At 73.3% G+C, this 12,681-nt stretch carries 9 protein-coding genes; 4 read left to right on the top strand and 5 right to left on the bottom strand.

What is annotated here, in order from left to right; all coding sequences use genetic code 11:
- Positions 1-70: 70 nt before the first annotated feature.
- Positions 71-1,546, bottom strand: a complete 1,476-nt coding sequence (locus GA0070562_RS12400) for a S1C family serine protease (RefSeq protein ID WP_091420009.1) — start codon at positions 1,544-1,546, stop codon at positions 71-73.
- 234 nt (positions 1,547-1,780) lie between these two features.
- Between GA0070562_RS12400 and GA0070562_RS12395 the strand changes: the two genes are divergently transcribed.
- From GA0070562_RS12395 to GA0070562_RS12380, 4 genes are all read left to right on the top strand, one after another.
- Positions 1,781-3,103, top strand: a complete 1,323-nt coding sequence (locus tag GA0070562_RS12395) for a ribonuclease D (RefSeq protein WP_091420007.1) — start codon at positions 1,781-1,783, stop codon at positions 3,101-3,103.
- A 101-nt stretch (positions 3,104-3,204) separates the two neighbouring features.
- A complete protein-coding gene (locus GA0070562_RS12390; protein ID WP_091420004.1) occupies positions 3,205-4,401 on the top strand; it encodes a thiolase family protein in 1,197 nt (398 codons plus the stop codon).
- Positions 4,398-6,461: a 3-hydroxyacyl-CoA dehydrogenase NAD-binding domain-containing protein gene (locus tag GA0070562_RS12385; RefSeq protein ID WP_091420001.1), complete on the top strand. Its 2,064-nt coding sequence runs from the start codon at positions 4,398-4,400 to the stop codon at positions 6,459-6,461. Before GA0070562_RS12390 ends, GA0070562_RS12385 begins: the two co-directional genes overlap by 4 nt.
- Positions 6,462-6,649: 188 nt before the next feature.
- The gene (locus tag GA0070562_RS12380) at positions 6,650-7,423 is read left to right on the top strand and encodes a hypothetical protein (RefSeq protein WP_091419999.1); all 774 of its coding nucleotides are present in this window, start codon (positions 6,650-6,652) and stop codon (positions 7,421-7,423) included.
- A 57-nt stretch (positions 7,424-7,480) separates the two neighbouring features.
- Here the strand turns inward: GA0070562_RS12380 and GA0070562_RS12375 are convergent, their stop codons facing one another.
- From GA0070562_RS12375 to GA0070562_RS12360, 4 genes are all read right to left on the bottom strand, one after another.
- Positions 7,481-7,867, bottom strand: coding sequence for a VOC family protein (locus GA0070562_RS12375; protein WP_091419997.1), 387 nt, complete (start codon positions 7,865-7,867; stop codon positions 7,481-7,483).
- Positions 7,868-8,072: 205 nt separating this feature from the next.
- A complete protein-coding gene (locus tag GA0070562_RS12370; RefSeq protein WP_091419995.1) occupies positions 8,073-10,622 on the bottom strand; it encodes a malectin domain-containing carbohydrate-binding protein in 2,550 nt (849 codons plus the stop codon).
- A 205-nt stretch (positions 10,623-10,827) separates the two neighbouring features.
- A complete protein-coding gene (locus GA0070562_RS12365) occupies positions 10,828-11,985 on the bottom strand; it encodes a sensor histidine kinase (protein WP_175438707.1) in 1,158 nt (385 codons plus the stop codon).
- Positions 11,982-12,650: a response regulator transcription factor gene (locus GA0070562_RS12360; RefSeq protein ID WP_018788976.1), complete on the bottom strand. Its 669-nt coding sequence runs from the start codon at positions 12,648-12,650 to the stop codon at positions 11,982-11,984. The genes GA0070562_RS12365 and GA0070562_RS12360 overlap by 4 nt, the downstream gene beginning before the upstream one ends.
- Positions 12,651-12,681 lie beyond the last annotated feature (31 nt).

Here is a 12,681-nt window from a genome sequence, read left to right as displayed (position 1 = left end):
GCTGGTCCCCCGCGGGGTGGCCCGATGGACCGGGGTCGATGCGGTGCGGCCGGGCCGGTCCGGCCAGCGGTCAGCAGAGCCGGAACCGGTCGCAGGCGGTCTTGATCGGCACCGCGAGCCCGATGCCCTCGGCGTTGCGGGCCTTGGCCGTGGCGATGCCGACGACCTCCTTCGAACCGTTGATCACCGGGCCGCCGGAGTTACCCGGGTTGATCGGAGCGTCGAACTGGATCACCGGGCCGCCGCCGCGCTCGTCCTCGCGGAACGCGCTGACCACGCCCGTGGTGACACTGTCCTGCAGTCCGAGCGGCGCGCCGACCACGATGATCTGCTGGCCGGACCGCACCGGGGCGCGGGCCGCGACCAGCCCGGTGAACTTGGCGGTGGTCTGCAGCTGCGCCAGGTCCTTGTCCTTGTCGGTGGCGATGATGGTCGCCTCGAACCGCTGGTCCTTGCGCTCCAGGAACACCTTGCGCTCACCCGCGGTGAAGACCGACTCGACCACGTGGAAGTTCGTCAGCAGCGTGGTGCCACCGCCGGACGGCGCCTTGCCGACGGCGAACGCCGTACCGGTGAACTGCCCGGCCCGCACCCGGAACACGCTCGGCAGCACCGCGCTGGCCACGGCCTCCGGGTTGAAGGCCGCGTCGGCCTGCTTCTCCAGGCTGCCGGCGCGCTGCTCCAGGCCGTCGAGCCGGCCGGCGTCCGCGCCCTGCCCCTCGGCCATCCGCTTGTCGGCGGCGGCGAGCCGGTCGTCGAGCCGGTAGATCTGGTACGCCTGCACGCCGGTGACCACCGTCAGCACGGCGGCCAGGGCCAGCGCCACCACCGCCACCCGGCTGCGCCGGGACGCCGGGCCGGCCGGGCCGCCCATGGGGGCCGGCGGACCCGGGTACGCGGCGCCCGGCTGCGACGGCCCGGACACCGGCTGGCCCGGGTAGGCGGGCGCGGACACGGGCCGGCCCGGGTAGGCCGGACCGCTGCCGGACGGACCCGGATACGACGGTGCGGCGGGCTGCCGGTCCGGGTACGACGACGACCCCGGCCCGCCCGGGTACGACGGCGACGCGGACACCGGCTGGCCCGGGTACGACGGCGCCCCGCCCGGCTGACCTGGGTACGCCGGAGCGGCGGACCGGGAGGTCTGCGCCGGTACGGCGCCGTAGGACGGCTGGCCCGGCGCGGCGCCGTAGGACGACTGGCCCGGTTGGGAAGGTGCGGTTCCGTAGGACGACGGCTGGGCCGTGGCGGGCGGGGTCGCGACGCCGGACGAGGCGGCGTAAGGCGTCGACTGCGGCGTGCCGGCCGGGTCCGGGCGACCCGGGTAGACGGCGGTCGGCTGGACGGCGGGTGGCTGGACGGCGGCCCGCGCCGAGGGCGCCGGATAGCCGGGCGTGCCGCCCCACTCGGATCCACCGGCGAACGGCACCGGGGCCGAGCCGGCGGGTGGGGCGAAGCGCGGCGGCAGCGGCCCCGGCCGGTCGGCCGCCGTCTCGCCGCCGCCCTGCCCCGGCACGTCGTCGCCGGTTCCGTACCCGCCTGTCATGCTCGCCCGTCCTCCCCGTCGGCTTCGCCGACGCCCCCCGACCGCTGTGGCACGGCCCGTACGCCGTTCGCGGCTCGATGGACCGTACCGGCGGGAACGGGCTTTGTCTTCCCTCTTGTCCGACCCTCTCACGGCCCCGCAACCCGCACCTTTCCGGTCACCTGAGGGCCGTCGCGCCGACACGCGCCGGACCGGCTGCGCACACCGGATCGTCCGGCCCACTAGGGTTGTCAGGTGACCGACGAACCACCCCTGCGCCGTCGGGCCGCCGAAAGCCGTACGGGAGAGGTCTCCACCGATCCGACGTCGGCCCTGCCGGAGCCGGCGGACGCGGGGACCGAGACCGATCCGGACGCGGCCGTCCCCCTGACCGCGCCGCGCGACGGCACGCCCGCCCCGGTGGCCACAACCGCCGAGTTGGACGAGGTCGTGGCCCGCTTCGCGGCCGGCACCGGCCCGGTGGCCCTCGACGCCGAACGCGCCTCCGGCTACCGCTACAGCCAGCGCGCCTATCTGGTGCAGCTGCGCCGCGGCGGCGCCGGCACCGCGCTCATCGACCCGCTGCCGCTGCCCGACCTGTCCGCCCTGGACGCGGCGATCGCCGAGACCGAGTGGGTGCTGCACGCGGCCAGCCAGGATCTCGCCTGCCTGGCCGAGGTGGGGCTGCGCCCGCGCCGGTTGTTCGACACCGAACTGGCCGCCCGGCTGGCCGGGTTCGAGCGGGTCGGCCTGGCCGCGCTGACCGAACAGCTGCTCGGGTTCAGCCTGGAGAAGCACCACTCCGCCGCCGACTGGTCCAGCCGGCCGCTGCCGGAGTCCTGGCTGACGTACGCGGCGCTCGACGTGGAACTGCTCGTGGACCTGCGCGACGCGCTGGACGAGGAGTTGCAGCGGCAGGGCAAGTCCGCCTGGGCGGCGGAGGAGTTCGACGCGCTCGTACGCAACGGCGCCCGTCCGCCGCGCGTCCGCGCCGAGCCGTGGCGGCGTACGTCCGGCATCCACCGGGTACGCGGCGCGCGCGCCCAGGCCCGGGTGCGTTCGCTCTGGTACGCGCGGGACCAGATCGCCGCCCGCCGGGACGCCGCGCCGGGCCGGGTGCTGCCCGACTCGGCCATCGTGGCCGCCGCCGAGCTGGACCCGAAGGACGAGAAGACGCTGCTCACGCTCCCCGGGTTCGGCGGGCGGTCGGTGCGCCGGCTGGCGCGTACCTGGCTGGCGGCGCTGGACGACGCGCGGCAACTGCCGGACGACGCGCTGCCGGTGAGCCCGGCGGTGGAGGGGCCGCCTCCGCCGCACCGTTGGGCCGAACGCGACCCGGTGGCGGCCGGCCGGCTGGCCCGCGCCCGGGAGGTGGTGGTCGGCACCGCCGGGGCGCACCGGCTGCCGGCGGAGAACCTGATCGCGCCGGACTCGATCCGCCGGCTGGCGTGGCAGCCGCCCACGGAGATCACCGACGAGACGGTCGCGGAGGCGCTGCGCGGGTTCGGCGCCCGCGAGTGGCAGATCGGACTGCTGCTGCCTGCTCTTACCGAGGCGCTGCGCACCCCCCAGCAGTAACGTCGACGACAGGTGTGAGGTGGGCCACGCGGGGGGTGGTGCCACGTTTGGTTACTGGCGAGTAGCATCCGGGGAAATGCCCGTGCCGAGGGAGGCTCCAAGTGCCCCGTGAAGTCCGGGATGTCGTCTTCGTCGACGGCGTCCGTACCCCGTTCGGCAAGGCGGGTGGGATGTACGCCAACACCCGCGCCGACGATCTGGTGATCCGCTGCATCCGCGAGCTGATGCGCCGCAATCCGCAACTGCCGCCGGAGAAGGTGGAGGAGGTGGCCATCGCCGCCACCACCCAGATCGGTGACCAGGGCCTGACCATCGGCCGCACCGCCGCCCTGCTGGCCGGCCTGCCCAAGACCGTGCCCGGCTTCGCCATCGACCGGATGTGCGCCGGCGCGATGACCGCTGTCACCACAGTGGCCAGCGGCATCGCCATGGGCGCGTACGACGTGGCCATCGCCGGCGGCGTCGAGCACATGGGCCGCCACCCGATGGGCGAGGGCGTCGACCCCAACCCGCGCATCGTCGCGGAGAAGCTCGTCGACCCGTCCGCCCTGGTGATGGGCTCCACCGCGGAGAACCTGCACGACCGGGTCCCGCACATCACCAAGGAGCGCACCGACGCGTTCGCGCTGGCGTCGCAGCAGAAGACCGCGAAGGCGTACGCCAACGGCAAGCTCCAGGGCGACCTGGTGCCGGTGGCGGTCCGCGACCCGGAGGCGGGCTGGGGCCTGGCCAGCGTGGACGAGGCACCCCGGGACACCTCGATGGAGAAGCTGGCCGGCCTGAAGACCCCGTTCCGGCCGCACGGCAAGGTCACCGCGGGCAACGCGGCCGGCCTGAACGACGGCGCCACCGCCGCCCTGCTGGTGGCCGAGGAGACCGCCCGCGAGCTGGGCCTGCCGGTCGGCATGCGCCTGGTGTCGTTCGGCTTCGTCGGCGTCGAGCCCGAGGTGATGGGCGTCGGCCCGATCCCGTCGACCGAGAAGGCGCTGCGCATCGCCGGCCTGAGCATCGACGACATCGGCCTGTTCGAGCTGAACGAGGCGTTCGCGGTGCAGGTGCTCGCCTTCCTGGACCACTTCGGCATCGCCGACGACGACCCGCGGGTCAACCCGTGGGGCGGCGCGATCGCCATCGGTCACCCGCTCGCGTCCTCCGGCGTCCGGCTGATGACCCAGCTCGCCCGCCAGTTCGCCGAGCACCCCGAGGTCCGCTACGGCCTCACCGCCATGTGCATCGGCATCGGCATGGGCGGCACCGTGATCTGGGAGAACCCGCACTGGGAGGGTGGAGACAAGTGAGCCTCGCCGCACCGAACGAGGTCGTCACCAAGGCGCTGCTGCGCCAGGTGGCCGTACCCGGGCTGGACCGGCCCGCCGCCCTCATCACGCTGGACAACGGCTTCGACCACACCAAGCCGAACACCTTCGGCCCGGCCGGTCTGACCAGCCTGGACGAGGCGATCACCGCCGCGCTGGCGGCCGAGCCGGCGTTCATCGCGGTCACCGGCAAGCCGTACATCTTCTGCGTGGGCGCGGACATCACCAGCCTGCCCGCGCTGGAGAACCGGGAGCAGGCGCTGGAGATCGGCCGGCTGGGCCACCGGGTCTTCGCCCGCCTCAAGGACAGCGGCGTCCCCACCTTCGCGTTCGTCAACGGCGCGGCGATGGGCGGCGGCCTGGAGCTGGCGCTGCACTGCCACTACCGGACGCTGTCGGCGGGCGCGGCGGCCCTGGCGCTGCCCGAGGTCTCGCTCGGCCTGATCCCCGGCTGGGGCGGTACGCAGCTGCTGCCGAACCTGATCGGCATCCCGGCCGCCACGCAGGTGATCATCCAGAACCCGCTGATGCAGAACAAGATGCTCAAGCCGAAGCAGGCGGCCGAGATGGGCATCGCGGACGTGCTGCTGGAGCCGGCCGACTTCCTGGAGCGGTCGCTGGAGTGGGCCGCCGGCGTGGTCCGGGGCGAGGTCACCGTGACCCGTCCCGAGGTCGACAAGGACATGTGGGCGGGCGTGCTCTACTTCGCCCGGCAGACCCTGGACCAGCGGCTGCACGGCGCGGTCCCGTCCGCGTACAAGGCGCTGGACCTGCTGGAGACGGCGAAGGACGCCGACTTCGCCGCCGGCACCGCGGCGGAGGACGAGGCCCTGGCGGACCTGGTCTTCTCCGAGGAGCTGCGCAGCGGCCTGTACGCCTTCGACCTGGTGCAGCGGCGGGCCAAGCGCCCGGCCGGCGCGCCGGACAAGGGACTGGCCCGTCCGGTCACCAAGGTGGGCATCGTCGGCGCCGGCCTGATGGCCAGCCAGCTCGCGCTGCTGTTCGCCCGGCGGCTCCAGGTGCCGGTCGTGATGACCGACCTGGATCAGTCCCGGGTGGACAAGGGTGTCGGCTACGTGCACACCCAGATCGAGAAGGCCGTCAGCAAGGGCCGGATGGACAAGGGCACCGCGGCCAAGCTGTACGGCCTGGTGTCCGGCTCGGTCGACAAGTCCGTGTTCGCCGACGCCGACTTCGTCATCGAGGCCGTGTTCGAGGACCTGGGCGTCAAGAAGCAGGTCTGGGCCGAGCTGGAGAAGATCGTCAAGCCGGAGGCGGTGCTCGCCACCAACACCAGCTCGCTGTCCATCACCGAGATGGCCGCCGAGCTGGAGCACCCGGAGCGGGTGGTCGGCTTCCACTTCTTCAACCCGGTCGCGGTGCTGCCGCTGCTGGAGATCGTCCGCGGCGAGCGGACCGACGACGCCACGCTGGCCACCGCGTTCGCGGTCGGCAAGCAGCTCAAGAAGTCGTCGGTGCTGGTGAAGGACGCCCCGGCGTTCGTGGTGAACCGGCTGCTGACCCGCTTCCTCGGCACCGTGTTCGCGGCCGTCGACCAGGGCACCCCGCTGGACGTGGCGAACAGCGCGCTGGACCCGCTGGGCCTGCCGATGCGTCCGCTGGCGCTGCTGCAGCTCGTCGGGCCGGCCGTGGCGTACCACGTCGGCGGCACCCTGCACGAGGCGTTCCCGGACCGGTTCGGGGTCAGCGAGAACCTCAAGCGGATCGCCGACTCGGGTCAGCCGATCGTGGTCGACGACCAGATCAACGACGAGGTGGCGAAGCTGCTCGTGGTCGGTGACGAGCCGCTGACCGCCGAGCAGGTCCGGCAGAACGCGCTGGACGCGCTGGCGCAGGAGATCCGGCTCATGCTCGACGAGGGCGTCGTCGCCGAGGCGCAGGACATCGACCTGTGCATGATCCTCGGCGCCGGCTGGCCGTTCCACCTGGGCGGCGTCACGCCGTACCTGGACCGGACCGGCACCTCCGAGCGGGTGACCGGCAAGCGGTTCCTGCCGCGCGGCGCGGCAAGCCTGCGCTGACCGGCCGCAACGCATCGATCGCGGTGGTCGGGCTGTCCGTTCCGGACGGTCCGGCCACCGCGATCGGCGTCTGCGGCCCAGGTCACGGGTAGGTCGCGGTTTTCCGTCGTCGCCCTTGGGCGGGACAGCGGGCTGTCGGTGGTGCTGGCTACGATCACGCGTCCAGTTTTCTCACAGGAGCTGCCTACATGTCCCAGCCGCCGTCCAGTCCCTACTCCGGCAACTACCCCTCTCCCCAGCAACAGCCCGGTGGCTACCAGCCGCCGCAGCAGCCGCAGTACGGCGGTGACTACCCGCAGGCTCCCCAGCAGCAGTACGGCGGCGACTACCCGCCGCAGCAGCCGCAGTACGGCAGCCAGCTCGGTGCGCCGGTCCCGCCGAAGAAGTCCGGCGTCGGCAAGGTCCTGCTGATCGTCCTCGCCGTGGTCCTGGTGCTCTGCGTCGGCGGCGGTGTCGCCGCCTACTTCGCCACGAAGGACACCGTCGACGAGGTGGTCACCGCCACCAAGACCCGGGTGGTCGAGCCGCAGACGCTCGGCGGCCGGGCGAAGGTCACCGACCCGCAGCTGCAGTCCGCCGCGGCGCAGATGAAGTCCGAGCTCAGCAAGGACGTGCCGGACGCGACCAGCACTGTCGGCGCCTTCTACGGCGACCCGGCCAAGAAGGACCTGGTCATGATCGTCGCGGTGTCCGGCGTCATGGCGGACCCGAAGAAGGAGCTGGCCGACGCCACCGCGGCGGTCACCCCGGACCTGGCCACGAAGGACTTCAAGACGGTCGACGCGGGCCCGCTCGGCGGCGACGCCAAGTGCTCCGACGGCAAGGCGTCGGACGTGCCGGTGGCCGTCTGCATCTGGGTCGACCGGGGCAGCCTCGGCATGGTGGTCGTCTACTTCAAGTCCGCGGCCGAGCTCCAGTCGGAGTTCGTGACGATGCGCGGCGAGATCGAGAAGCAGGACTGACAACCGTCACGCACCGGGCCCCCGCCGTGACGGCGGGGGCCCGGTGTCGTTTCCGGATCAGGCGGACGCGGCCCGTTCCGCGGGGCTGCGGCAGACGCAGAACTCGTTGCCCTCGGGGTCGGCCAGCACCACCCAGCCGGTCCCGTCCGGCCGGCGCCGGTCGGCCACCAGCGTGGCGCCCAGCTCACGCAGCCGCGCCACCTCCTCGTCCCGGGTGCCCTCGGCCGCGTGCAGGTCGAGATGGAACGCGCCCTTGCCGTGCCGCTCGCCCACCTCGACGAACAGCAGGTCGGGGCCGTGGCCGCCGGGTGCGGCCAGGACCGCCTCCGGGTCGCCCGGGTGGTCGTCGTCGGCGAGCCGGCGGTCGAGCACCCGGGCCCACCAGCCGGCCAGGGTGTACGGGTCGTCGGACTCGACGGTCACGCAGTGGATCTGTGCACTCATGGTGCTTCCTCCTGTGGGGAGCGCGCCCCGACGGAGTGGGAACGTCAGCGGGGAACGCGGGGCGCGGGACGGTTCACGACGGACATCGACCACACCCCCTTCCACCTCTCGGGCTGACCCGATGATCATGCCACCGCCGTCCGGCCGGGACAAGCCGCCGGCCCGGCCCCGCGGGTGCGGGACCGGGCCGGCGGGCACTGCCGCGTCACGGGCCGACGAAGACCGCCTTGGCGCGCCAGTCGACGCCGTCGACCGCCGGGCCGCTGCGCACCGTGAACGTCCCCGACGGAGCGCCGTTCACCCAGTCGGCGGCGGACAGGTCACCGGTGCTCCGGTTCACCTTGTAGAGCGTGGAGCCGGCCACGAAGAGCGCGCCCGCGTCGGCGAAACCGCTCGCCCCGGACACGGAGAACCGGTCGGCGCCGACCACACCGCTGTCCGGCGTGAACCAGCGCCAGAACAGGCCGTTCTGCCCGGTCAGCGTGTAGTAGAGCCGCCCGCCGGTGGAGAACATGCCGGTCACGTTCGGGATCTCGGCGTAGAAGCCGGTAGTCGCGCCGACGTACGTCTGCCCGGCCGGACCGGAGTTGGTCACCACGGTGTCCCAGTACGGGTCGTGGTACGGGTCCACCAGTTCCGGCGTGCCGAACGTGGTGCCGTCGAACGTACGCCGGTAGAGCGCGCCGTCGGCACCGTAGAACAGCGTCCCGCCGACCCAGAACGCGCCACGCGCGCCCGCCCAGACGGTCCCGTCCGGGTCGGCCACCGGGTCCGGCGCGCCGACTGCGCTCTGCCCGTCGTACGAGCGCACCTGCACGGGCGAGCCGGCGCCGCTGGGCGGGGGCCCGGTCTTGACGATCTCGATGGCGTTCACCAGCGGGTTCTCCCGCACGTGGCGGAACTCGATGTCGATCGAGCCGTCGCTGACCACCGTGAACTCGCGCATGGTGCCCACGTTGTGCCCGGCGGTGGCCGACAGGTCGAGGTCGTCGAGGACGACGGCGCCCTCCAGCGCGACGTCGAAGACCCGCGTGCCGGCGTTAGCGGTGCCGGCGTACCTGTTGGCCAGGTAGAGCCGCACGTGCACCTCGGTGCCGGTGGCCACCGGGAACTGCCAGGTCATCTCCGCCCCGCCGGACGGGTCGTACCGCTCGTCGTTGTAGAGCACGGCCGGGGTGCCGGCCGGCACCGTCGAGTCCACGGTGGGGGCGGTGGTGTAGCTGGACGTGCTGCTGCCGGTGTTGCGGTACGGGCTGGGGCTGGAGTTGGTGTCGGCCGCCCAGTCCGGCCCGCCGTCGGTGGCGGCGACGGCCGAGCCGCCCGCGTTCACCCGGTGCAGCACGTTCGTCGGCTGCGGCAGGCCGGCCTGGTACACGTTGCCGGGCAGCGTCGCAGCGGTGGTCGGGTGCGGAGCCTTGCCGCCGGCGAGCGGGAAGAACGCGATCCGCTCCCGGCGGTACTGGAAGTTGCCGATCCAGAGCGTGTCGCCGCCGATCCAGAGCCCGGACTCGGTGACGAGCATCTCGGACGCGCCGATGCCGCGCGGGTGCCGGCCCGGGTTCCAGGACAGCGGCAGGCCGTTGACCGGGTCGAGCGCGGCGATGCTGGCCCGGCCGACCGCGCCGGCCCGGGCGTTGTCGGTGCCCGTGGTGTTGTTGAGCCAGCGGAGGTGGCCGCCGACGTAGACTGCCTGCTCGCTGATGCCGACGGACAGGAACGTGTCGCCGCCGCTGTAGTCGAACCAGGTCGGCTGGAGGCTGGTGCCGGTCGCACCGGCCTCCCAGCGGGCCGCGGTGTCGCAGAGCGTCCCGCTGTAGGGGGCGCCGGTGGTGACCACCACGAAGTAGCTGTTGTCCGGGGAGAACGCGACGTCGCGGACGTACGAGTCGAACGACTGCCACTTGCAGCGCGGCGTGTACCGGGCGGTGTTCCAGTCCGCGACGGTGGCGGCGGTGGCCCCCAGGTCGAGCTTGACGATCTGGTCGTGCAGCACCCCGTCGGCCTTCTTGAAGTTGCCGATGACGACGAGCTGCGTGCCGTCCGGGGAGACGGCCAGCTTCTCCGCGCCCACGCCGGCCTTGGCGCCGCTGACGCCGTCCCAGTTGTGGTTCTCGGTCAGCGTAGTGGTGAGGTAGCCGTCGACCGCGCCGGTGGTGGCGTTGAGCGAGGCGAGCCCGCCGCGCGGGTTGGGGTTGCCGGCGGTGGTGAAGATGCCGCCGACCAGCAGCCGGTCGCCGACCAGCGCGATGTCCTTGATCAGCCCGTTGAACGCGGGCGGCGCGAAGCTGGTGACGACCGCACCGGTGGCGACGTCGAGCAGGGCGACCTTGCGCCGGGTCACGCCGTTGACGGTGTTGAACTTGCCGGCCACGAAGACAGTGGCCGCCGTGGGGCCGGCGACGACCGCCGTGACCTCGTTGTCGAGCGTGGGCGCGAACGCGGTGTCCACCTGTCCGGTCGCCTTGTCGAAGGCGAGCAGGTAGCTACGGGGGATGTCGACGTCGGAGTTGCGGTTCTGCACCCGGGTGAACGAGCCGCCCGCGATGATCTTCGTACCGGCGTCGTGGATCGCGTCGACCGAGCCGTCCTGGACGTCGGGCGAGGCGGCGGAGGGGACGGTGTGGACCACTTTGTCGTGGCCCGGTGCGGCGACGGCGGCCGCGGGCGTGGCCGGCGACAGGCCGGCGACGGTGAGGGCGCCGGCGGTGAGGACCGCGAGAAGACGGCGGCGGCGCGGGGCCGAGGGGTGGGTCACGGGCAGCTCCGGTGGGTGAGCAGGGTGAGGCGTCGCTGCGCTTACTCTCCGTTGATCACCGGCTCCGCGTCCAGCGTGGGCGGCGCATTCTGCCCGACCACCGTGCCACCGGGGCCGACCACCGTCCGGTCCGGCCAGGACAGCCGAGGCCGTCCGCACGAAAAGGTGAGGTCGTCTCACCGCCTGGCCGGGCGGACGTGGGCGGTCAGGTGGACGCCGGCGGGTCGGCCGACGGAAGCGTGACTGTCACCTCCAGGCCGCCGCCGGGCTGGGCGACCGCCTTGACCGTGCCGCCGTGCGCGTCGCTGACGGCCCGCACGATCGACAGGCCGAGACCGGAGCCGCGCGCGCCGGTGCGTTCCTGGCCGCCGCGCCGGAACGGCTCGAACAGCCCGGGTACGTCGGCCGGGGCGACCTCGAAGCCGGTGTTCCCCACCACCAGCCAGGACCGTTCCCCGTCGGTGCCGGTGCGTACCCAGATCCGGCCGTGCAGGTGGTTGTAGCGGACCGCGTTCTCCACCAGGTTGCCGGCGAGCCGGTCGAGCAGCCCGGGGTCGCCGACCACCGGCGCCGGGCGCAGCGAGGTGTGCACCTTCAGGCCGATGCGCTCCACCTCCCGGGAGACAGCGGACAGCGCGTTCGCGGTGCCGATGGCGAGGTCCGACTCGGCGCGCCGGGCGAGCCGCCGTCCGGTCTGTGCCTCGCTGCTCGCCAGCACCAGCAGCGCGTCGACGAGGCCGTTGGCGCGCTCCGAGGCGTCGCGCACCACCCCGGCCATGCGGCGGTACTCGGCGAGGTCGGCGTCGTCGTCGCTGAGCGTCACGTCGATTTCGGTACGCATCACCGCCAGCGGCGTCCGCAGCTCGTGCGAGGCGTTCGCGACGAACCGTTTCTGCGTCTCGAACGCGCCGCTGATCCGGTCGAGCATGGCGTCGAACGTCTCGGCCAGCTCGGCCACCTCGTCGTCGGCGCCGGACCAGCCGATGCGCTCGTCGAGCGTGGCCTCGCCGAGCCGGCGGGCGGTGGCGGTGACCTGGTGCAGCGGGCGCAGCGCCCGGCCGGCCACCAGGTACGCCCCGGCCACCCCGACCACGCTGATCGCCACCAGTGCGAGCAGCCCTTTGACCAGCAGTTCCTGTGACGCGGCGTCCACCAGTTGCCGCTGCCACTGCCCGGCGTCGAGCGTGCGCCCGTCGCTGAGCACCACACTGGTGCCCGGTAGCAGCTCGTCGGTGGGTCGCAGCGCGTCGCGGACCAGCAGCCAGGCGAGCAGCACCAGGATTGCCCCGGCGCCGACCAGCAGCACGCCGTTGAGCAGGGTCAGCCGTAGCCGCAGCGTCGGCCGCAGCCGGCGCGCGCTCACTGCCGTACCCCGCCGATGCGGTAGCCCGCACCGACAACCGTGTCGATGAGCGGCGGGTCGCCGAGCTTCTTGCGCAGTGTCATCACGGTGACCCGGACGATCGTGGTGAACGGGTCGGTGTTGGCGTCCCAGACGCGCTCCAGCAGCTCCTCGCTGGACACCACAGCGCCGCGCGCCTTGAGCAGCTCGGCGAGCACGCCGAACTCCTTGTTGGTGAGGTCGAGCGGCACCCCGCCCCGGCTCACCACCCGGCGGGCCGGGTCGAGCACCAGATCGGCCACCTCCAGCACCGGCGGCGCGGCCGGTGTGGCCCGGCGGCCGAGCGCCTGCACCCGGGCCACCAGCTCGTCGAACGCGAACGGCTTGGCCAGGTAGTCGTCGGCGCCGAGCTGCAACCCCTCGACCCGGTCGGCGACCGTGCCGCTCGCGGTCAGCATCAACACCCGGGTCAGCGCGCCGGAGGCGGCCAGGTCGGCGCAGATCCGGTCGCCGTGCACGCCGGGCAGGTCGCGGTCCAGGATCACCACGTCGTAGCGGGTGACGAACGCCGCCTCGTGCCCGGCGTCGCCGTCGTAGGCGACGTCGACCGCCATCCCGCGCTTGCGCAGCCCGCGCGCGATCGCGTCGGCGAGGTTGCGCTCGTCCTCGACCACCAGTACCCGCATCCCGGCCTCCCACCTCGTGACCCCTGACAAC

The organism is Micromonospora tulbaghiae (genome assembly GCF_900091605.1).
Lineage (GTDB): Bacteria > Actinomycetota > Actinomycetes > Mycobacteriales > Micromonosporaceae > Micromonospora > Micromonospora tulbaghiae.
Note: the sequence above shows the minus strand (reverse complement) of the source record. Positions and strands in the feature narration are given on the sequence as shown.

Excerpts from the sequence above, each read along its gene's own strand:
- GA0070562_RS12400 (WP_091420009.1), bottom strand. The coding sequence starts at position 1,546 with ATGACAGGCGGGTACGGAACCGGCGACGACGTGCCGGGGCAGGGCGGC.
- GA0070562_RS12380 (WP_091419999.1), top strand. The coding sequence starts at position 6,650 with ATGTCCCAGCCGCCGTCCAGTCCCTACTCCGGCAACTACCCCTCTCCC.
- GA0070562_RS12375 (WP_091419997.1), bottom strand. The coding sequence starts at position 7,867 with ATGAGTGCACAGATCCACTGCGTGACCGTCGAGTCCGACGACCCGTAC.
- GA0070562_RS12360 (WP_018788976.1), bottom strand. The coding sequence starts at position 12,650 with ATGCGGGTACTGGTGGTCGAGGACGAGCGCAACCTCGCCGACGCGATC.